This window comes from Variovorax sp. Soil_C_17 (assembly GCF_057657265.1).
In genome coordinates this window covers 1214282-1235676 of sequence record NZ_JBDGIT010000002.1, presented here as the reverse complement: position 1 = coordinate 1235676, position 21395 = coordinate 1214282, and the positions used below count along the sequence as shown (strand labels likewise).

The following is a 21395-nucleotide window of genomic DNA, read 5'->3' as shown; positions in this document are numbered from 1 at the left end:
GCTGCACTCCATCTGGGAATCGAATTTCATGGCGTTCTTCAAGTTCCGCACCCGCGGTCCGCAGGCCAGCGAAGGGCGAAACACCGGCGTCGCGGCGGCGCCGGCCGAGAGCATCGAGGCGATGCGACGACGCGCCCGGCACCGGCTCGTGGGTGCCGCGGTGCTGGTGCTGGTCGGCGTGATCGGCTTTCCGCTCCTGTTCGACACCCAGCCGCGCCCGGTTTCGGTCGACATCCCCATCGAGATCCCCGACCGCAACAAGACCAAGCCGCTGCCCCTGCCGGCAGCGCCCGCGCCCGCCACGTCGACAACGGCAGCCCCATCGAGCCCGCCGGTGGCCGCCAAGCCCTCGGGCAGCGAGATGATCACCGAGATGGCGGATGGCACCGAGGTCCAGCCGTCCAAGCCGGTGCCGTCCGCGCCGCCTGCCGAGACCAAGCCGGCGCGCGTGGCGGAGGCCAAGCCCGAGCCGAAGCCCGAACACAGGCCCGAACCGAAGCCGGAACCCAAGCCCAAGCCGGAGCCCAAAGCGGAAGCCAAGGCGGAGGCGAAGCCCGACACCAAGGCCGCCAAGGGGGCTGACGACGCTGCCAGGGCCCGCGCCTTGCTCGACGGCAAGACCACCGCCGCCACGGCGGCCAAACCCACCGCCGCGGCGGACGAGAACGGCCGCTTCGTGGTCCAGGTCGGCGCCTTCGCCGACCCGGACAAGGCGCGCGAGGTCCGGCAGAAACTGGAAAAGGCCGGTCTCAAGACCTACGCCCATGTCGCGAAGACCGCCGACGGCGAGCGCACGCGTGTGCGCGTCGGCCCCTTCGGCACGCGCGCGGAGGCGGACAAGGCGGCAAGCCGGGTCAAGGGCTTGTCCTTGGCGGCCGCCGTCCTCAGCTTGTAGTCGGACGTGACTGCGCTCGACTGGATCGCCATCGTGCTGCTCGTGGTGTCGATGCTCTTCGGTCTGGTGCGCGGGCTGGTGTTCGAGGTGATCCTCCTGGCCGGCTGGGTGGCTGCCTTCTTCTGCGCGCAGTGGTTCGCCGGCGACGTGGGGGCCTGGCTGCCCTTCGGCGATCCGGCGGCCAGCTGGCGCTATGCGGCAGGCTTCGTGCTGGTGTTCGTGGCGGTGGCTTTCGGCGTGGGGCTGATGGCCTCGCTCACGCGCAAGCTCATCGCCGCGGTGGGCCTGCGGCCCGTGGATCGGCTGCTGGGGGCAGTCTTCGGCGTGGCACGCGGCGCGGTCGCGCTGCTGGCTGCGGCGGTCATGGTTCATTTGCTCGCGCTGAGCGACGCGTCCTGGTGGCAGGAATCGCGCAGCGCCATTGTTCTGGATGCGGCATTGCAGGGCCTGAAACCCGCGCTGCCTGAAAAATTGGCAAGCTACCTGCCCTGAGCTAAAGGATCGTCATGTGTGGAATCGTCGGCGTTGTCAGCAACGCACCCGTCAATCAGCTGCTCTATGACGCGCTCCTGCTGCTGCAGCACCGCGGCCAGGACGCCGCCGGCATCGTCACGCTGCTGGAGCGCAAGTTCTTCATGCACAAGGCCAAGGGCATGGTGCGCGACGTGTTCCGCACGCGCAACATGCGGGCCCTGCCGGGCAGCGTGGGCCTGGGACAGGTGCGCTACCCGACCGCCGGCAACGCCTTCAGCGAGGAAGAGGCGCAACCCTTCTATGTCAACGCGCCCTTCGGCATCGTGCTGGTGCACAACGGCAACCTCACCAATGCGCACGCGCTGCGCGCCGAGCTGTTCTCCACCGACCACCGCCACACCAACACCGACAGCGACTCCGAAGTGCTGCTCAACGTGCTCGCGCACGAACTCGACCGTTCGACGCGCGACCGCATGCTCAACTCCGAGACGCTCTTCGCCGCCGTGCGCAATGTGCACCGCCGGCTGCGCGGCTCCTATGCCGTGGTGGCGCTGATCGCCGGCCATGGCCTGCTGGCCTTCCGCGACCCCTACGGCATTCGGCCGCTGGCCGTCGGGCGCAGCGCCGACGGCACCTACATGGTGGCCAGCGAGACGGTGGCGCTCGAGGGCTCCGGCCACGTGTTCGAGCGCTACGTGGCGCCCGGCGAGGCGGTCTTCATCGATCTCCAGGGCCAGCTGCATGCGCAGCAATGCGCCGAGTCGCCCAGCCTCAACCCATGCATGTTCGAGTTCGTGTATCTGGCGCGGCCCGACTCGGTGCTGGACGGAATCTCGGTCTACCAGGCGCGGCTCAACCTCGGCGAGACGCTGGCTCAGCGCGTGATCTCCACCGTGCCGCCGAACGAGATCGACGTGATCATCCCGATTCCCGAATCGAGCCGCCCGAGCGCGACGCAGCTCGCCCATCTGCTGGGCATTCCCTACCGCGAAGGCTTCGTGAAGAACCGCTACGTCGGCCGCACCTTCATCATGCCGGGGCAGGGCGTGCGCAAGAAGTCGGTGCGACAGAAACTCAACGTGATCGGCAGCGAATTCAAGGGCCGCAACGTGCTGCTGGTCGACGACTCCATCGTGCGCGGCACCACCAGCCGCGAGATCGTGCAGATGGCCCGCGAGGCCGGCGCTCGCAAGGTTTATCTCGCGAGCGCGGCGCCGCCCGTGCGCTACCCCAACGTCTACGGCATCGACATGCCGACCAAGGACGAGCTGGTCGCCCATGACCGCACCGTCGAGGAAGTGCGCGAGCTGATCGGCTGCGATGCTCTGATCTACCAGGACGTGGAGGGGATGAAGCGCGCCGTGCTCAAGGCCGCGCCCGGCACCGGGCCGAAGCTCGACGGCTTCGATGCCTCCTGCTTCGATGGCGTCTACGTGACCGGCGACATCGACACCGAGGCCATCAAGCGCATGAACGGCAACCGCCCGCGCATCGAGGAAACCGAAGAGGATTCCTCGCGCCTCGCACTGCCCAACCTGAGCGAGACCTGAGAGAGTGGCCGACCGATCCCTGCCCCCCGGCCTGCACCGCGACACGCTCGCCGTGCGGGCGGCGCTCGAGCGAAGCCAGTACGGCGAGAACTCGGAGGCGCTGTTCCTCACCAGCAGCTTCGTGCAGCCCGATGCCGAGACCTCGGCGCGCCGCTTCGCCGGCACCGAGGAAGGCTTCACCTACACCCGCACCTCGAACCCGACGGTCGCCAGTTTCGAGCAGCGCCTCGCGGCGCTCGAAGGCACCGAGGCCGCCATCGGCGCCGCCAGCGGCATGGGCGCGATCCTCATGATGTGCATGGGGCTGCTCAAGGCCGGTGACCACGTGGTGTGCTCGCGTTCCGTGTTCGGCTCCACACTCAACCTCATCGGACGCGAGTTCGGCAAGTTCGGCGTGGAGACCACCTTTGTCTCGCAGACCGACGTGGCGCAATGGAAGGCGGCGATCAAGCCCAACACCCGGCTGCTCTTTGCCGAGACGCCGACCAATCCGCTGACCGACGTCTGCGACATCCGCGCACTGGCGGACGTGGCCCACGGCGCCGGCGCGCTGCTGGCGGTCGACAACTGCTTCTGCTCGCCGGCGCTGCAGCGGCCCACCGAGTTCGGCGCCGACCTGGTTATCCATTCCGGCACCAAGTACCTCGAGGGGCAGGGCCGCGTGCTGGCCGGCGCCATCTGCGGCCCGCAGAAGTTGATCGACGTGTTTGCCACGGTGGTGCGCACCGCCGGCATGGCGCTGTCGCCCTTCAATGCCTGGATCGTGCTCAAGGGCCTCGAGACCCTGGGAATCCGCATGCAGGCCCATTGCGCTGGGGGGCTCGCGCTCGCGCAGTGGCTGGAGACGCAGCCCAGGGTGAAGCGCGTGTACTACCCCGGCCTGGCCTCGCATCCGCAGCATGAGCTCGCGATGCGCCAGCAGGCAGGGCAGGGCGGGGCGGTGGTCTCCTTCGACGTTTTTGGCGACACGCCCGAGGCGGCGCGTGCCAACGCCTTCCATGTGATCGACAGCACCCGCGTGCTCTCGATCACCGCCAACCTCGGCGACACCAAGACCACCATCACCCACCCCGCCACCACCTCGCACGGCCGCCTGAGCGAAGAGCAGCGCCAGGCCGCCGGCATCGGCCAGGGCCTGATCCGTGTGGCGGTCGGGCTGGACCACATCGACGACATCCGGGCCGATCTTTCGCGCGGCCTGGACACGCTACCCACCTGATCCATGACCGTTCGTACCCGCATCGCGCCGTCTCCCACGGGCTTTCTCCATCTCGGCACCGCACGCACCGCGCTCTACTCGTGGGCCTATGCGCGCCACTACGGCGGCCAGTTCGTGCTGCGCATCGAGGACACCGACGTCGCCCGCTCGACCCAGGAATCGGTGGAGCAGATCCTCGCTTCGATGCATTGGCTGGGGCTCGACTACGACGAGGGCCCCATCTACCAGATGCAGCGCCTCGACCGCTACAAGCAGGTCGTCGAACAGATGCTCGCCGCCGGCACCGCCTACCGCTGCTACTGCACGCCAGCCGAGCTCGACGCAATGAAGGAAGCGCAGCGCGCGCGCGGCGAAAAGGCGCTTTACGACGGCCGTTGGCGGCCCGCGACGGGCAAGGTGCTGCCACCCATCCCGGACGGCGTGCCTCCCGTGATCCGCTTCTGCAACCCGCCCGAGGGCGACGTGAGCTGGGACGACCTCGTCAAGGGTCCGATCACCATCAACAACCGCGAGATCGACGACCTCATCATCGTGCGCGCCGACGGCGTGCCGACCTACAACTTCGCGGTGGTGGTCGACGACTGGGATATGGGCATCACGCATGTGTTTCGCGGCGACGAGCACATCAACAACACGCCGTGGCAGATCAACATCTTCCGCGCGCTCGGCGCGCCGCTGCCGCACTTCGGCCATGTGCCCGTGATCCTCGGCGAGGACGGGCAGAAGCTCTCGAAGCGCCGCGGCGCCGTCAGCGTGACGGCCTACGAGGAGGGAGGCTACCTGCCCGAGGCGATGCTCAATTACCTCGCGCGTCTCGGCTGGAGCCATGGGGACGACGAGCTGTTCACGAGCGAGCAGATGGTGAGCTGGTTCGACGGCACGCATCTCTCGAAGAGCCCGGCGCAATGGGACGCGGCCAAGCTCGCATGGGTGAACGCGCAGTACATCAAGGCCAAGCCCGATGCCGAGCTCGCACCGCTGGTGGCGGCGCACTTGAGCAAGCGCGGCATCGCCGCCGACGAACGGCTCCCTGCGATCTGCGCGCTCTTCAAGGATCGCTGCGACACGACGGTGGCGCTGGCCGATTGGGCCGCGGCGTTCTATGCGGACGTGCAACCCAGCGAAGCCGATCGCGCGCAGCACGTGACGGACGCGGTGCGTCCTGCGATCGCCGCGCTGGCCGACAAGCTCGCCACCGTTGCATGGGACAAGGCGTCCATCACCGCCGCGATCAAGGAAGTGCTGACCGCACAGGGTCTCAAGATGCCCGCGCTGGCCATGCCGGTGCGCGTGCTCGTGATGGGCACGGCGCAGACGCCATCGCTCGATGCCGTGCTCGCACTCTTCTCTCGTGAAGAAATTTTGAAACGGCTACAGGTGTCTTGAATTTGCACGCTATAATTTGAGGCTCGACACCCACAGGGGGTATAGCTCAGCTGGGAGAGCGCTTGCATGGCATGCAAGAGGTCAGCGGTTCGATCCCGCTTACCTCCACCATTCGGGAGTCGAGATAACCAAGCGTTGATCGCAACGCGGTTCTTAGGTTTATGACCCTATCGTCTAGAGGCCTAGGACACCACCCTTTCACGGTGGCTACCGGGGTTCGAATCCCCGTAGGGTCGCCAGTTTTCACGAAAGTGAAGAAGGCACAAGTCGGCAGCACTTGGCTCTATCCAGAGCGAACGCAGCCTACCAGGAGTGGTAGTTCAGTTGGTTAGAATACCGGCCTGTCACGCCGGGGGTCGCGGGTTCGAGTCCCGTCCACTCCGCCAAACTCAAACGGCCACAAGCATCCAGCTTGTGGCCGTTTTTCTTTGTCGGCCCTCCGCTCGGCCCAGTGTTCGGGCGCGACGACGATCACTCCCCGAGCCAATGGCACGCGTGCGCGGCCACGCTAGCGCGCTGTCGCCTCTGCATTCGCGTCCAATGCCAGGGTGTGCACGCGGGCACGCCGGAATGGCGCACCGCCCGCGGCGCAGTCCCATTGCTCCACCGTGCAGCGCCGTTCGCCGGCCTCGCCCTCGAAGCGGATGAGGTTCACCGAGTTGGGTGCACCCGCGCGCAGCCGGGTCGACACCGCGGTGCCCGCTTGCACGCACCACATCCGTCGCGCCAGCACGCCGGCAGTTTCGTGCAGCGGCACGACGAAGGGCAGATGGATATGCCCTCCCAGCACCAGGTCGGCCCCTGCCTCGGCCCAGATTCGCACCGCCTCCTCGCGCCCGACGAGCAGGTTCTTGCGGTCCTCTTCGCGCGTGATCGCGACCGGCTGGTGTACCACCACGATCCGCAGCTGCCGGGCCGTGCCCTGCGCAAGACGCCGCGCCACTCGCTCGGCCTGCTGCGGCGAAGCGGCGCCGTTCTCGTGCCGGTACCAGCGCGTGGTGTTGACGCCGACGACCAGAAAATCGGGCGAATCCACCACCGGCTCGAGCGCCTGTCCGAACGCCGAACGGTACCGCGCATAGGGCGCCAGCAGGCGGGTGGACAGCGCGAACAGCGGGATGTCGTGGTTGCCCGGTATCGCCAGCAGCCGCGGCACGGCGAGGCTGTCCACGAAGGCGCGGGCCCGCGCGAACTGCGCGCGCGTCGCGCGCTGGGTGATGTCGCCGGAGAGCACGAGCGCGCTCGGCCGTTCGGCCCGCACCAGCGCAGCCAGTGCGCGCATCACCTCGGGCTGCTCGGTCCCGAAGTGCGGATCGGACATGTGCAGCAGACAGGTCAAGAGCCGAGCTCCGTGTTGCGCGCTGCCGTGCGCGCGCTTCCGGGCGGCCGGGCGGTGCTCATCGACGCGCGTCCTCCCGCTCGCCCGGCGCCGGCTTGATGAGCCACAGCGGCTCCGGCGCGACCCGGAAGTGCAGCGGCATGTCCATGCGCTGCACCTCGCCGTCCGTCGCGACCTTGGCGCGGCGACGCCGGCGTTCGACCGGGCTGACCGACATCGAGCGGAAGGACGCATGCATGACGTTGTCGGAATCGCCGAGCCGGCTCAAGGCGCCGCGCAGCATCAGCGCGAACATCGCGAGCCTCCCGCTGGGGCGCAGCGCGATCGCCGTGAGCTCGCCTTGCTCCACCGCCTCGGGCCGCGGCATGCCGACCTGCTGCAACTGCAGCGCGTTGTTGCCGACGAAAAGCGTCGGGGTGCGCACGAGGTGCTCCTCGCCGCGCCATTGGATGCGAAGGTCCCATCCAGGGTGGCGGCGCATCATGGTCACCACGGCGGACCAGAGCGCCACCCACCGGCTGCGGCCATAGCGGGACTTGTAGATCTCGCGGTCTTCCAGCACGCGCGCATAGAGCCCGAGGCTGGCGTTGACCAGGAAGACCCGCTCGTTCACCAGCCCGACCTGCACCGGGACCGGCCGCTCGCCGAGCAGCACCCGCAGTGCCTCGCCGGTGTCCGTGGGAATGGCATGGGTGCGGCTGAAGTAGTTGAAGGTGCCTTTCGGCAAGACGCCCAGCGCACAGCCGCTGCCCAGCACCGCCTGCGCCACGGCGTTGATGGTGCCGTCGCCGCCGGCAGCGACCACCACCCCGTCCTCGGCCCGCGCGGCGTCGACCGCCTCTCTGATTCGCTCCGGCAGGCGGTGCAGGCGCGTCACCTCGAACAGCCGGTAGTCTCGTGCCTGCGCTGCGCAGGCCGCTGCGATGGCGTCGCGCAAGGCCTGCGCACTGCCGCGGCCCGAGTGCACGTTGAAGACGATGAAGAGCGGAGATCGCTCGTGCGAACGGCACGGGGACATGGGCCATCTATCTCCGCATCCAGGCCGTCATGCCATCGAGGATTTCCGCGAGGACCTCTTCGTCGTTGCGCCCGGAGCGGCGCAGCACATGGAAGGCGTGGTCGGCCTCGGCGATCTCCATCAGCGTTGCCGACGCCCCCAGCTTCGAGACCACGCCCCGGATGCCGGCCAGGTCCGCCAGCTCGTCGCGCGTGCCCTGCACGAACAGCATCGGCACGCGCACATCGGCCAGGTGGTCCGCGCGCCCGGTGGAGGGCGTTCCCGCAGGATGCAGCGGAAAGCCGACGAAGACCAGGCCCTTCACCCCTGGCAGCGGGTCGAGCGCCTGCGCCTGCGAAGTCATCCGCCCGCCGAAGGACTTGCCGCCCGCGAAGAGCGGCAGCGGCCCGAAGCGTTCGGCCGCCTGTGCCACCGCCGCGCGCACGGCGGCATGTGCGACGGGCGGCGGATCGGGCCGCTTCTTGCCTTGCTCCATCGACGGGAACTGGAAGCGCAGCGTGGCGATGCCGCGCGCCGCCAGCCCCGCCGACACCGCGCTCATGAACGAATGCCCCATGCCCGCGCCTGCGCCGTGGGCGAAGACATAGCAGGCCAGGGGTTCGGCCGGCGACTGCACCAGTCCCGAGACGGTGCCATGGCTGCCGACCTGGAAGTTGATTTGTTGCGTGTGGAGGCTCATGCTGGATTCCAACGGGCCAGGCCCAGTGTGCGGCTTGCGGCGGCCGAACAGCCCGAATCAAGGGTTTTCCCGGGCGTTATATAGCAAGCCCCACATAGGCCGTATGGGCACGTCCGTATGCCTGGCGCCTCGCAAAGGAATACCTTCGCAAGGCACGATTCTTGATCGCAACGAAGACCGCCCCACGAGCATGAGCATGACCGACCAGACCCAACCCATCCGCTTCTTCCACCGCGGCCGGATCGTCGACGTGAGCGGCGTCCATCCGACGCGCTCGGTGCTGGACTGGCTGCGCGAGGACGCGCGCTGCACCGGCACCAAGGAAGGCTGCAACGAGGGCGACTGCGGCGCCTGCACGGTCGTGATCGGCGAGCTCGCCGAGGCCGGCGAGAAGGAGGCGGTGGGCGGCCTGCGCCTCTCGACCGTCAACGCCTGCATCCAGTTCCTGCCCACGCTGCACGGCAAGGCGCTGTTCACGGTCGAGGACCTCAAGGCCCAGTGCACCCGCCAGCGCGACCGGGCGCCGCGCGACAAGCAGACGGCCATACACCTGCATCCGGTGCAGCAGGCGCTGGTCGATTGCCACGGCTCGCAGTGCGGCTTCTGCACCCCGGGCTTCGTGATGTCGCTGTGGTCCACCTACGAGCACCACCAGGACGCGGGCACCCAGCCCACGCGCCAGCAACTGGCCGACGATCTCTCGGGCAATCTCTGCCGCTGCACCGGCTATCGGCCCATCCTCGATGCCGGGCAGCGCATGTTCGACCTGCCCGCCGTGCGGCTGGACACCGAGCCGGTGGTCGCCGCGCTGCAGAGCCTGAAGCACGAGCCCAGCTTCGACTACGCCGCGCCGCTGGGCCAGCGCATCGACCATTTCCACGCGCCCACGACGCTCGCTCAACTCGCCGCGCTGCGCGAGGCCAAGCCCGCCGCGCAGCTGCTGTCGGGTTCCACCGACGTCGGCCTGTGGGTCAACAAGCAGTTCCGCGATCTGGGCGACATCATCTATGTGGGCGACGTGACCGAGATGAAGGTGGTGCAGGAGCGCGGCCAAGGCGGGAACGGCGAGCTCTACATCGGCGCCGGCGCCTCCCTCGAGAACGCCTTCCGCGCGCTCGCTGCACGCGTGCCCAGCCTCACCGACGTGTGGCTGCGCTTCGCCTCGCCGCCCATCCGCAATGCCGGCACCATGGGCGGCAATGTGGCCAACGGCTCGCCCATCGGCGACTCGCCGCCGGTGCTGATGTCGCTCGATGCCGAAATCGAGCTGCGCCGCGGCGAGCGCGTGCGCCGCATGCCGCTGCCCGATTTCTACGTCGACTACATGAAGAACAAGCTGGAGCCCGGCGAGTTCGTGCAGGGCCTGGCGGTGCCGCTCTCGGCAATGAAGCGCCAGGTACGGGCCTACAAGATCAGCAAGCGCTTCGACTGCGACATCTCGGCCCTGTGCGGCGGCTTCGCGATCGAGCTCGACGGCGACACCGTCAAGGCCGTGCGCCTGGCCTACGGCGGCATGGCCGCGATCGTCAAGCGCGCCGCGCAGGCCGAGGCCGCGCTGCTGGGCAAGCCCTGGACCCAGGCCAGCGTCAACGCCGCCAAGCAGGCGCTGGCGCAGGACTTCAAGCCGTTGACCGACATGCGCGCCAGCGCCGACTACCGCCTGCAGGTGGCGCAGAACCTGCTGCAGCGCCTGTGGCTGGAAACGCGCGCCAAGGATCCGTTGCCGGTGGAGGCCACCAGCGTCTGGAGCGTCATGCCCCATGCCGTCGCCGCCACCGCCGCCGCCGAAGGAGTCTGAACATGAACAAGCCCCTCGACCCCGCACTGCTGCAATCGGCCGAAGCCTTCGCCGACTACCTGAAGAACACCGCCGCGCGCATCGACGCCCGCGCCGAAGCCAAGGCGCACGACGGCGGCGCGCGCGTCGGCATCAGCCGCCCGCACGAGTCGGCGCACCTGCACGTGGCCGGCGAGGCCACCTACATCGACGACATCCCCGAGCTGGCGGGCACGCTGCATTGCGCGCTGGGCCTCTCGCCGGTGGCCAACGGCCGGCTCAAGAACATGAACCTGGAGGCGATCTGCGCCATGCCCGGCGTGGTGGCGGTGCTCACCGCGGCCGACATCCCGGGCAGCAACGACTGCGGCTCCATCGTTCACGATGACCCGATCCTCTGCAGCGGCGACATCCGCTACCTGGGCCAGCCCGTGTTCGCCGTGATCGCCGAGACACGCGACGCCGCCCGCCGCGCCGCCGCCCGCGCCAAGGACGCGCTCGACATCGAGGCCGAGCCGCCGGTGATCACGCCCCAGCAGGCGCACGAGAAGGGCCAGTACGTGCTGCCGCCGATGCACCTGCTGCGCAGCACCCATGAGGGCGGCGCGCAGGCCGCCATCGCCAAGGCGCCGCGCCGGCTCAAGGCCACGCTCGACGTCGGCGGCCAGGAGCAGTTCTATCTCGAAGGCCAGATCAGCTACGCGATCCCGAAGGAGGGCGGTGCGATGCACGTGCACTGCTCGACCCAGCACCCCAGCGAGATGCAGCACCTGGTCGCGCACGCGCTGCACCTGCACGCCAACGAGGTGCAGGTCGAATGCCGGCGCATGGGCGGCGGCTTCGGCGGCAAGGAGTCGCAGTCGGGGCTCTTCGCCTGCGTCGCGGCGGTGGCGGCCAGCAAGCTCAGGCGCCCGGTCAAGCTGCGGCTGGACCGCGACGACGACTTCCTCATCACCGGCCGGCGCCACTGCTTCTGGTACGAGTACGAGGTCGGCTTCGACGACGAGGGCCGCATCCTCGGTGCCGAGATCAGCATGGTCTCGCGCGCGGGCCATTCGGCCGACCTCTCCGGCCCGGTCATGACGCGCGCGCTGTGCCACTTCGACAACGCCTACTGGCTGCCCGACGTGGCGATGCACGGCTACTCGGGCCGCACCAACACGCAGAGCAACACGGCCTTCCGCGGCTTCGGCGGCCCGCAGGGCGCGATCGCGATCGAGAACATCCTCGACAGCGTGGCGCGCGAGCTGGGGCGCGATCCGCTGGACGTGCGGCGCGTCAACTTCTACGGCAAGGGCGAGCGCAACGTCACGCCCTACGGCCAGGTCGTGTCCGACAACATCATCCATGAGCTGGTCTCCGAGCTGGAAGGCACCAGCGCCTACCGCGCGCGGCGCGAGGAGATCGCGGCCTTCAACCAGGCGAGCCCGGTGCTCAAGCGCGGCATCGCGCTGGCGCCGCTGAAGTTCGGCATTTCCTTCAACGTCAAGCACTTCAACCAGGCCGGGGCGCTGGTCCACGTCTACACCGACGGCTCGATCCTGGTGAACCACGGCGGGACCGAAATGGGGCAGGGCCTCAATACCAAGGTGGCGCAGGTGGTGGCGCACGAGCTGGGCGTGAGCTTCGAGACCGTGCGCGTCACGGCGACCGACACGCAGAAGGTGGCCAACACCTCGGCCACCGCCGCATCGACCGGCGCCGACCTCAACGGCAAGGCCGCGCAGGACGCGGCGCGCCAGATCCGCGAGCGGCTGGCCGTCTGCGCCGCCGCGCGCCACGGCGGCAAGGCCGAAGAGGTGCGCTTTGCCAACGACCAGGTCGAGGTCGCCGGCCGCACGCTGTCCTTCAGCACCGTCGTCGGCGAGGCCTACCTCGATCGCGTGCAGCTCTGGTCCGACGGCTTCTACGCCACGCCCGGGCTCTCGTGGGACAAGGACAAGATGCAAGGCCGCCCTTTCTTCTACTACGCCTACGGCGCCGCCGTGAGCGAAGTGATCGTCGACACGCTGACCGGCGAGTGGAAGCTGCTGCGTGCCGACATCCTGCACGACGCCGGCAAGTCGCTGAACCCGGCCGTGGACATCGGCCAGGTCGAGGGCGCCTTCATCCAGGGCATGGGCTGGCTCACCACCGAGGAGCTGGTGTGGCACCCCAAGACCGGCCTGCTCACCACCCACGCGCCCAGCACCTACAAGATCCCGACGGCCAACGACTGCCCGCCGGTCTTCAACGTGCGCCTGTTCGAGGGCCAGAACTTCGAGGACTCGATTCACCGCAGCAAGGCGGTGGGCGAGCCGCCGCTGCTCTTGCCCTTCTCGGTCTTCTTCGCGATCCGCGACGCGGTGTCGGCAGTGGGCGAGCACCGGGTGGACCCGCCGCTGACGGCGCCGGCCACCAGCGAATCCATCCTGCGCGCCCTGACGGCGGTGCAGTCGGCCGCGGCCTGAAGCTGCCCGATGAACAAGGGGGCCGATGTGAATGCTGCGCTGTATAACTGCCCGCACGTTCCCATCACCCTGCGGGCAGCCCATGAGAGACCAAGCGCTTCTGGACAAGATCGACCTTCACCTCATCCGGGTGCTTCATACCGTGTTGACCGACCGCAGCGTCTCGCGCGCAGCCATCCGCCTGGGCATGTACCAGCCGGCCGTGTCGGCCGCGCTGAAGCGCCTGCGCGAGCTCTCCGGAGACCCGCTCCTGGTGCGCTCGGGCTCGGGCATGGTGCCCACGGATGCGGGGCTGCGCATGATCGACCCGGCCGCCAGCATCCTGCGCGCGGCGGAGATGCTGTTCTCGGATGCGCGCGGCTTCGATCCGCAGACCGCGCAGACCACCTTCCGCATCGCCGCCTCGGACTACCTGGACCCGCTCTTCCTGCCCATGCTGGTGGCGCAGGTCAAGGCGCAGGCGCCGCTGTGCGGCATCGAGATCCATGCGCTGTCGTCCGACTCGGACTACCACGCGCACCTGTCGCTCGGCCAGGTCGACCTGGTGATCGGCAACTGGCTCAAGCCGCCGGAAGACCTGCACATGGCGCGGCTCTTCGGCGACGAGATCGTCTGCCTGGTCAACCACGACCATCCGGCGGTGCGCCGCGGCTGGGACCTGGACAGCTGGCTCGCGGCCGAGCACGTCGCGCCGACGGCGCTGCACCCCGGTGCGCGCGGCATCATCGACCAGATGCTCGACGAGCAGGGGCGGCAGCGCAACATCACGGCGCGCTGCGCCCACTTCGGGCTGATCCCCGACATGGTGGCCTCCAGCCTGCTGGTGCTCACCACGGGGCGGCAGTACTGCGAGCGCTTCCTCGACCGGCTGCCGGTCACGATCCTCCCGTGCCCGATCGCGCTGCCGCGCCTCATGTACTACCAGCTGTGGCATGAGCGCACCCATTCCTCCAGCTCCGCGCGCTGGCTGCGCGAGCGGACCAAAACGGTGGCGGCCTCGCTGAGGCCCGCCGATTCCTCGACCGGCTCCGGATAGCCGGCCTTTCCAACTCGCGCCCGGCGTCGCGACATCTCCCAACGCCATTCGACAAGAGAGACGGAGACAACGCGATGAACCGCACACAACAGATGCTCGATGTCAGCGAGCACGACACCAGCTCTTCACCCCCGGCCACCGGCTGGGCCGAGCGGATGTTCAAGCTCAGGGAACACAACACCACCGTGCGGACCGAGATAGTGGCCGGCCTCACCACCTTCCTGACGATGGCCTACATCATCTTCGTCAACCCGTCGATCCTGGGCGACGCGGGCATGCCGAAGGATGCGGTGTTCGTCGCCACCTGCCTGATCGCAGCGCTGGGCACCGGCATCATGGCCTTCTACGCCAACTACCCGATCGCGCTGGCGCCGGGCATGGGCCTGAACGCCTACTTCGCCTACGTGGTGGTGCTGCAGATGGGCTTCACCTGGCAGGCGGCGCTGGGTGCGGTCTTCGTCTCGGGCTGCCTGTTCCTGCTGGTCACGGTGTTCCGGCTGCGGGAGCTGATCATCCGCGGCATCCCGCAGTCGATACGGCTGGCGATCACGGTGGGCATCGGCCTGTTCCTGGCGATCATCGCGCTCAAGAGCGCGGGCATCGTGGCGCCCTCCAAGGCCACCTACATCACGCTCGGCGACCTGCATACGCCGCAGGTGGTGCTGGCGACGCTGGGCTTCTTCACCATCGTGGTGCTCGACCGGCTGAAGGTGCCCGGCGCGATCCTCATCGGCATCCTCGGCGTGACGGTGCTGTCCTTCTTCTTCGGCGGCAACACCTTCCACGGCGTGTTCTCGGCACCGCCGTCGATCGCGCCCACCTTCCTGCAGCTGGACATCAAGTCGGCGCTGTCGGGCGGCATCCTGAACGTGATTTTGGTGTTCTTCCTGGTCGAGCTGTTCGACGCCACCGGCACCCTGATGGGCGTGGCACGCCGCGCCGGCCTGCTGGTGCCGGGCAGGATGGACCGGCTCAACAAGTCGCTCCTGGCCGACAGCGGCGCGATCTTCGCGGGCTCGCTGCTGGGCACCTCCAGCACCACGGCCTACGTGGAGAGCGCAGCAGGCGTGCAGGCCGGCGGCCGCACCGGCCTGACCGCGCTCACGGTCGCGGTGCTGTTCCTGGCCGCGCTGGCGATCTCGCCGCTGGCGGGCGCCGTGCCTGCTTATGCCACCGCGCCGGCGCTCTTCTTCGTGGCCTGCTTGATGCTTAGGGACATCACCGAGCTCGATTGGGACGACACGACCGAGGTGATCCCGGCCGCGGTCACGGCCCTGGCCATGCCCTTCACCTACTCGATCGCCAACGGCCTGGCCTTCGGCTTCATCACCTATGCGGTGCTGAAGCTGTTCACCGGACGCGCCAGGCAGGTGCACTGGATGGTGTGGCTGATCGGCGGGGTTTTCCTCTTCAAGTTCATCTACATAGGCGGACACTGACGGCAGAAAATGATGCGATCGCCCCGGGCAGGATGCCGGGGCGGTTCAGGGCGATTCGACAAACCCACAAGCCAGGCACAGGCATGACAATCCAACGACTCCAGCTCTCGAACATCACCAAGCGCTACCCCTCGGTCGTCGCCAACAGCGACGTCTCGCTCACGGTGGCCCCCGGCGAAACCCATGCCGTGCTCGGCGAGAACGGCGCCGGCAAGTCCACGCTGATGAAGATCATCTACGGCTCGGTCAAGCCGGACGAGGGCAGCGTGACGTTCAACGGCCAGCCGGTCAACGTGCGCAACCCGCAGGAGGCGAGGGCGCTGGGCATCAGCATGGTGTTCCAGCACTTCAGCCTGTTCGACACCCTCACCGTCGCCGAGAACGTCTGGCTGGGGCTCGAGAAGACGCTCACGCTGGCCGAGGTCACGCAGCGCATCTCGGCCAAGGCCAGCGAGTACGGACTGGACATCGACCCCTCGCGCCCGGTCCACACGCTCTCGGTCGGCGAGATGCAGCGCGTGGAAATCATCCGCGCGCTGCTGACCGACCCCAAGCTGCTGATCCTCGACGAGCCCACCTCGGTGCTGACGCCCCAGGCCGTGACCAAGCTCTTCGTGGTGCTCAAGAAGCTGGCGGCCGAGGGTTGCAGCATCCTGTACATCAGCCACAAGCTGCACGAGATCCGCGAGCTGTGCACCGCCTGCACCGTGCTGCGCGGCGGCAAGGTGACGGGGGTGTGCAACCCGCAGAACGAAAGCAACGAATCGCTGTCACGCCTGATGATCGGCGCGGAACCACCGCCCTTGCAGCATCGGCCGGTGCATGCAGGCGCCGTGGCTCTGCGGGTCAAGGGACTGACGCTGGCGCGCGAGGACCAGTTCGGCGTCGACCTCGACGGCGTCTCGCTCGAGGTGCGCGCCGGCGAGGTGGTGGGCATCGCGGGCGTCTCGGGCAACGGCCAGAAGGAACTGCTGTACGCGCTCTCCGGCGAGGACACGCGGGCCGAGGCCGGGATGATCGAGGTCTTCGGCAAGCCCGCCGCGCATTTCCGGCCGCGCCGGCGGCGCGCGCTGGGCCTGCACTTCGTGCCCGAGGAGCGGCTGGGCCGCGGCGCGGTGCCGACGCTGAGCCTGGCGCACAACATGCTGCTGACGCGCAGCAACGCGGTGGGCCGTGGCGGCTGGATTCGCACCGGCGCGCTGCAGCAGCATGCGGGCCGCATCATCGAGCGCTTCAAGGTCAAGGCCGGGGGGCCGGGCGCGGCAGCGCGCTCGCTCTCGGGCGGCAACCTGCAGAAGTTCATCGTCGGGCGCGAGATCGACGCCAACCCGAAGATCTTCGTCGTCTCGCAGCCCACCTGGGGCGTGGACGTGGGCGCCGCAGCGCTGATCCGCGGCGAGATCCTGGCCCTGCGCGACGCCGGCTGCGCCGTGCTGGTGGTGAGCGAGGAGCTGGACGAGCTGTTCGAGATCAGCGACCGGCTGCACGTCATCGCCAAGGGGCGGATGTCGCCCTCCATCCAGCGTGCCGAGGCCACGGTGCCGCAGATCGGCGAGTGGATGAGCGGCCTGTGGGGCACCCACGCCCACGCGACCGGAAAAGAGGAGGTGGCCCATGCTTAAGCTCGAACCCCGCCCGCAGCTCTCGCGCTTCTGGAGCTACGGCTCGCCGATCCTGGCGCTGGCCATCACCGTGCTGATCGGCATGGTGCTGTTCTCGCTGCTCGGCAAGGACCCGGTCAAGGGCCTGCTGGTCTTCTTCTGGGAGCCCATCAAGAGCGGCTATGCCCTGGGCGAGCTGATGGTCAAGGCCACGCCGCTGCTCATCATCGCGCTGGGCCTGGCGGTGTGCTTCCGCTCCAACGTCTGGAACATCGGCGCCGAGGGGCAGTTCGTCTTCGGCGCCATCGCGGCCGGTGGCGTGGCCCTGATGGCCGACAAGACCACCGGCGGGTGGATCGTCGCCGCGATCCTCGTGGCCGGCATCCTCGGCGGCATGGTGTGGGCCGGCATCGTCGCCCTGCTGCGCGACCGCTTCAACGCCAGCGAGATCCTGGTGAGCCTGATGCTGGTCTACGTGGCGACGCTGCTCTTGGGCTACATGGTCTACGGGCCCTGGAAGGACCCGCTGGGCTACAACTTCCCGCAGACCAAGACCTTCGAGGCGGTGACGCAGATCCCGCGCCTCATCAAGGGCTCGCGCGTGAGCATCGGGCTGGTCATCGCGCTGGCGGGTGCGGCGGCGCTTTGGGTGTTCCTGTTCCGCACCCGGGCGGGCTTCGCGCAGCAGGTGGGCGGCCTGGCGCCGGCGGCGGCGCGCTATGCGGGCTTCTCGGCACGGCGCGCGATCTGGATCGCGCTGCTCACCTCGGGCGGCGCGGCCGGCCTGGCAGGCGCGCTGGAAGTGGCCGGCCCCATCGGCCAGCTCACGCCCTACGTGCCGGCCGGCTACGGCTTCGCGGCCATCATCGTGGCCTTCGTCGGGCGGCTGCATCCGGTGGGCATGATCTTCTCGGCCATCCTGATGAGCATGTTCTACATCGGCGGCGAGCTGGCCCAGTCGCGGCTGGGGCTGCCCAAGTCGCTGACGGGCGTGTTCCAGGGCTTGCTGCTGTTCACGCTGCTGGCCTGCGACACGCTCATCGCCTACCGCATCCGCCGCAAGTCGGCGCCCAAGCCGGCGGCCGCGCCCTCGGGCACCTCTTCGCTGCAAGCCAGCACGCCGCTGAACGCGCCGGTCACGGCCCAAGCCCCGGAAGGAGCCATCTGATGGAATCGTACGCACTCCTCCTGGGCTCCACGCTCAGCGCCGGCACGGTGCTCGCAATCGCCGCGCTGGGCCTGCTGATCAACGAGAAGGCCGGCATCGTCAACCTGGGCGCCGAGGGCATGATGCTGTGCGCAGCCATCGCCGGCTTCGCCACCGTCGTCACCACGCACAACACCTGGCTCGGCTTCGCGGCCGGCATGGCGGCCGGCGCGCTGCTGGCGGCCTTCTTCGGCGTGCTGGTGATCTGGCTCAACACCAACCAGTACGCGACCGGGCTGGCGCTCAGCCTCTTCGGCGTCGGCTTCTCGGCCTTCGCCGGCATCAACTTCGTGCAGGCCAAGCTGCCCGAGAGCACCAGCTACGCGCTGCCGCTCCTGGGCGACATCCCGCTCGTCGGGCCGGCCCTCTTCCGCCATCACCCGATGGTGTATTTCGCGGTGCTGCTGACCATCGGCCTCGTCTGGTTCCTCTACCGCACGCGCGCCGGGCTGGTGCTGCGCTCGGTGGGCGAGTCGCCCGAGTCCTCGCATGCGCTGGGCTACCCGGTGCGGCGCATCCGCTTCATGGCGGTGATCGCGGGCGGCGCGCTGTGCGGGCTGGCGGGGGCCTACCTCTCCACCGTCTACACGCCGCTGTGGGTCGAGGGCATGGTGGCCGGCCGCGGCTGGATCGCGCTCGCGCTCACCACCTTCGCGACCTGGCGGCCGGTGCGGGTGCTGCTCGGCGCCTACCTGTTCGGCGGGGTCTCGATGCTGGGCTTCCACCTGCAGAGCACGGGCGTGAACGTGCCCAGCCAGTTCCTCAGCATGCTGCAGTACATCGCGCCGATCGTGGTGCTGGCGCTGATCTCGCGCAACCCGGCTTTCATCCGCATCAACATGCCGGCGTCCATCGGGAAACCCTTCTACCCCGGCTCATAATCGCGTTCACAATTGTTTCCGGCAACACAACATTCGAGGATTTTCCCCAATGAATGATCTGAACAAACGTTTCCTGCTCAAGCTGGCAGCCCTGTCCGCGGTCGCCTCGGCCGCCCTCATCGGCTGCGGCAAGAAGGAAGAAGCGCCGGCCCCGGCCCCTGCTGCACCCGCGCCCGCCCCGACAGCCGCGGCACCCGCGCCGGCCGCTCCGCTGAACGTCGCGTGGGCTTATGTGGGCCCGGTGGGAGACGGCGGCTGGACCTTCGCGCACGACAACGCGCGCAAGGCGGTCGAGAAGGAGTTCGGCGCCAAGATCAAGACCACCTTCGTCGAGAGCGTGCCCGAGTCCGCCGACGCCGAGCGCGTGTTCCGCGACATGGTGGGCCAGGGCAACAAGCTGATCTTCGGCACCACCTTCGGCTACATGGAGCCGATGCTCAAGGTGGCGAACGACAACAAGGACGTGAAGTTCGAGCATGCCACCGGCTACAAGACGGCCGAGAACATGCGCACCTACGACAGCCGCACCTACGAGGGCGCGTACATGGCCGGCATCATCGCGGGCGCGATGACCAAGAGCAACACGCTGGGCGTGGTCGGCTCGGTGCCGATTCCGGAGGTGCTGCGCAACATCAATTCCTTCACCATGGGCGCGCAGTCGGTCAATCCGAAGGTCACGACCAAGGTGGTGTGGGTCAACGAATGGTTCAGCCCGCCGAAGGAAACCGAAGCCGCCACCGCGCTGATCAACGGCGGCGCCGACGTGCTGTTCCAGAACACCGATTCGCCGGCCGTGCTCAAGACCGCCCAGGAAAAAGGCAAGCGCGCCTTCGGCTGGGACTCGGACATGACCGCCTACGGTCCCAAGGCACACCTGGCCTCGGCCGTCATCAACTGGACGCCGTACTACACCAAGGCCGTGCAGGACGCGCTCGACGGCAAGTGGGCCACGGGCCAGACCTGGTGGGGCGTGAAGGAAGGTGCGATCGACATCGTCTCGATCGCCGAAGACGTGCCGGCCGAAACCAAGGCCAAGGTCGAGGAAGTCAAGAAGGGCCTGAAGGACGGCAGCTTCACGATCTGGAAGGGCCCCATCGTCGGCCAGGACGGCAAGGAACTGGTGGCTGCCGGTGCTGCCGCCGACGACAAGTTCCTCTCGGGCGTGAACTTCTACGTGAAGGGCGTCGAGGGCAAGGTGCCGGGCGGCGACAAGAAGTAGGCGGTCCGGAATTCGCTTGGAAGGGTTGCCCGGGGCAACCCTTTTCTTTTTCCACTTCCACGATGATCGAAAAAGAACTCTGGCATCCGGTCGCGCTGGCCGACGAGATCGCGCAGGCGCCGCGCGCGGTGCAACTGCTGGGCGAAGGCCTGGTGCTGTGGCGCGACGCGGCGGGCGCCGTGCAGGCCTGGACCGACCGCTGCCCGCATCGCGGCGCGCAGCTCTCGCTGGGGCGCGTGGTGCCCTGCGATGGCGGCTCGGCGCTCGAATGCCCCTACCACGGCTGGCGCTTCGCCGCCGGCGGCCGCAGCGTGCATGTGCCGGCGCTGCCGGATTTCGTGCCGCCGCCGACGCATCGCGCCACCGTCCATGCAGCGCGCGAGGCCCACGGCCTGGTGTGGGTGCGCCTGGAAGGCGAGGGCGGCGAGCTGCCGGCCTTCGCGGCCGAGCACGACGCGCGGCTGCGCAAGATCGGCTGCGGGCCTTACGACGTAGAGACCAGCGCCCCGCGCCTCGTCGAGAACTTTCTGGACATGGCGCATTTCGGCTTCGTGCACGAAGGCTGGCTCGGCGCGCGCGACATGACGGCGATCGACGACTACCGCGTCGATGCCACGCCGCACGGGCTGCTCGCCACCGGCTGCAAGGCCTGGCAGCCGCAGTCCACCGTTCACTCCACCGCGCCGGCGCAGGTCGAGTACCGCTACGAGGTCACGGCCCCTTTTGCCGCGGTGCTGACCAAGGTGCCCGATGCCGCGAGCGTGGGCATCGAGGGCTACCAGGAGTCGATCGCGCTCTTCATCTGCCCGCTGGAGGCGGAGCGCAGCCGCGTGTGGTTCCGCATGGCCACGGCCGACTTCGAGCGCGACGATGCGCAGCTGCGCGCCTTCCAGGACACCATCTTCCTGCAGGACAAGCCCGTGCTCGAATCGCAGCGCCCGCGCAGCCTGCCGCTGGACCTGCGTTCGGAGCTGCACACGGCTGCGGACAAGGCTTCGTCTTTTTATCGCCGCTATCTGCGTGAGCGTGGGGTTACGGTCGGGGTAGGGTGATGTGCTGCTCTCCATGCGGCGGCCGGGGGTTCGTCCGGGCGATTCGGCTCGTTGAACTGCGGCGGCGGTCGCAGAGTTTGCTGCAAAAGATGCAGAGCATTGTTCGCGGCCAGGCGACCGCGTGGTTGGCCTGCGGCTGAAGATGTACGGTCGACCTGCCACCGCTCGAACAG

Annotated in this window: 17 protein-coding genes and 3 tRNA genes; 17 read left to right on the top strand and 3 right to left on the bottom strand. The window is 68.6% G+C overall.

Annotated elements, in window-relative coordinates:
- Nucleotides 1–28 precede the first annotated feature (28 nt).
- From AC3A6Y_RS14340 to AC3A6Y_RS14305, 8 genes are all read left to right on the top strand, one after another.
- Nucleotides 29–895, top strand: coding sequence for an SPOR domain-containing protein (locus tag AC3A6Y_RS14340; RefSeq protein ID WP_487868884.1), 867 nt, complete (start codon nucleotides 29–31; stop codon nucleotides 893–895).
- Between the two features lie 6 nt (nucleotides 896–901).
- Nucleotides 902–1387, top strand: coding sequence for a CvpA family protein (locus AC3A6Y_RS14335; RefSeq protein WP_487868883.1), 486 nt, complete (start codon nucleotides 902–904; stop codon nucleotides 1385–1387).
- 14 nt (nucleotides 1388–1401) lie between these two features.
- Nucleotides 1402–2919, top strand: a complete 1518-nt coding sequence (purF, locus tag AC3A6Y_RS14330; RefSeq protein ID WP_487868882.1) for an amidophosphoribosyltransferase — start codon at nucleotides 1402–1404, stop codon at nucleotides 2917–2919.
- A 4-nt stretch (nucleotides 2920–2923) separates the two neighbouring features.
- Nucleotides 2924–4138 (top strand): O-succinylhomoserine sulfhydrylase, encoded by a 1215-nt coding sequence (locus AC3A6Y_RS14325; RefSeq protein WP_487868881.1) that lies wholly within the window; start codon nucleotides 2924–2926, stop codon nucleotides 4136–4138.
- Nucleotides 4139–4141: 3 nt separating this feature from the next.
- Nucleotides 4142–5524, top strand: a complete 1383-nt coding sequence (gltX, locus tag AC3A6Y_RS14320; RefSeq protein WP_487868880.1) for a glutamate--tRNA ligase — start codon at nucleotides 4142–4144, stop codon at nucleotides 5522–5524.
- A 35-nt stretch (nucleotides 5525–5559) separates the two neighbouring features.
- A tRNA-Ala gene (locus AC3A6Y_RS14315) sits at nucleotides 5560–5635 on the top strand.
- Nucleotides 5636–5687: 52 nt separating this feature from the next.
- Nucleotides 5688–5763 (top strand) — tRNA-Glu (locus AC3A6Y_RS14310).
- A 70-nt stretch (nucleotides 5764–5833) separates the two neighbouring features.
- Nucleotides 5834–5910, top strand: a tRNA-Asp gene (locus AC3A6Y_RS14305).
- Between the two features lie 122 nt (nucleotides 5911–6032).
- Here the strand turns inward: AC3A6Y_RS14305 and AC3A6Y_RS14300 are convergent.
- From AC3A6Y_RS14300 to AC3A6Y_RS14290, 3 genes are read right to left on the bottom strand one after another with little or no spacing between them, the layout of a single operon-like run.
- A complete protein-coding gene (locus AC3A6Y_RS14300; protein WP_487868879.1) occupies nucleotides 6033–6863 on the bottom strand; it encodes a metallophosphoesterase family protein in 831 nt (276 codons plus the stop codon).
- Between the two features lie 58 nt (nucleotides 6864–6921).
- The gene (locus AC3A6Y_RS14295) at nucleotides 6922–7881 is read right to left on the bottom strand and encodes a diacylglycerol/lipid kinase family protein (protein ID WP_487868878.1); all 960 of its coding nucleotides are present in this window, start codon (nucleotides 7879–7881) and stop codon (nucleotides 6922–6924) included.
- Nucleotides 7882–7888: 7 nt separating this feature from the next.
- The gene (locus AC3A6Y_RS14290) at nucleotides 7889–8560 is read right to left on the bottom strand and encodes an alpha/beta hydrolase family protein (RefSeq protein ID WP_487868877.1); all 672 of its coding nucleotides are present in this window, start codon (nucleotides 8558–8560) and stop codon (nucleotides 7889–7891) included.
- Between the two features lie 196 nt (nucleotides 8561–8756).
- Between AC3A6Y_RS14290 and xdhA the strand changes: the two genes are divergently transcribed.
- The 9 genes from xdhA to AC3A6Y_RS14245 all read left to right on the top strand — a co-directional run bounded on the left by xdhA (nucleotide 8757) and on the right by AC3A6Y_RS14245 (nucleotide 21222).
- Nucleotides 8757–10358 (top strand): xanthine dehydrogenase small subunit, encoded by a 1602-nt coding sequence (gene xdhA, locus AC3A6Y_RS14285; protein WP_487868876.1) that lies wholly within the window; start codon nucleotides 8757–8759, stop codon nucleotides 10356–10358.
- A gap of 2 nt (nucleotides 10359–10360) precedes the next feature.
- Nucleotides 10361–12787: a xanthine dehydrogenase molybdopterin binding subunit gene (gene xdhB, locus AC3A6Y_RS14280; RefSeq protein ID WP_487868875.1), complete on the top strand. Its 2427-nt coding sequence runs from the start codon at nucleotides 10361–10363 to the stop codon at nucleotides 12785–12787.
- Nucleotides 12788–12869: 82 nt separating this feature from the next.
- Entirely contained in the window at nucleotides 12870–13823 is a 954-nt protein-coding gene (locus AC3A6Y_RS14275; protein WP_487868874.1) for a LysR family transcriptional regulator, read from the top strand.
- Nucleotides 13824–13915: 92 nt separating this feature from the next.
- Nucleotides 13916–15262 carry an NCS2 family permease gene (locus AC3A6Y_RS14270; protein ID WP_487869055.1) on the top strand — a complete coding sequence of 449 codons (1347 nt, stop codon included), beginning with the start codon at nucleotides 13916–13918 and terminating at the stop codon, nucleotides 15260–15262.
- An 83-nt stretch (nucleotides 15263–15345) separates the two neighbouring features.
- A complete protein-coding gene (locus AC3A6Y_RS14265) occupies nucleotides 15346–16884 on the top strand; it encodes an ABC transporter ATP-binding protein (RefSeq protein ID WP_487868873.1) in 1539 nt (512 codons plus the stop codon).
- Nucleotides 16877–18031 (top strand): ABC transporter permease, encoded by a 1155-nt coding sequence (locus AC3A6Y_RS14260; protein ID WP_487868872.1) that lies wholly within the window; start codon nucleotides 16877–16879, stop codon nucleotides 18029–18031. The genes AC3A6Y_RS14265 and AC3A6Y_RS14260 overlap by 8 nt, the downstream gene beginning before the upstream one ends.
- Nucleotides 18031–18951: an ABC transporter permease gene (locus tag AC3A6Y_RS14255; protein ID WP_487868871.1), complete on the top strand. Its 921-nt coding sequence runs from the start codon at nucleotides 18031–18033 to the stop codon at nucleotides 18949–18951. The genes AC3A6Y_RS14260 and AC3A6Y_RS14255 overlap by 1 nt, the downstream gene beginning before the upstream one ends.
- Nucleotides 18952–19000: 49 nt before the next feature.
- Nucleotides 19001–20170: a BMP family ABC transporter substrate-binding protein gene (locus AC3A6Y_RS14250; RefSeq protein WP_487868870.1), complete on the top strand. Its 1170-nt coding sequence runs from the start codon at nucleotides 19001–19003 to the stop codon at nucleotides 20168–20170.
- Between the two features lie 62 nt (nucleotides 20171–20232).
- A complete protein-coding gene (locus tag AC3A6Y_RS14245) occupies nucleotides 20233–21222 on the top strand; it encodes a Rieske 2Fe-2S domain-containing protein (protein ID WP_487868869.1) in 990 nt (329 codons plus the stop codon).
- The last annotated feature ends 173 nt before the right edge of the window (nucleotides 21223–21395 follow it).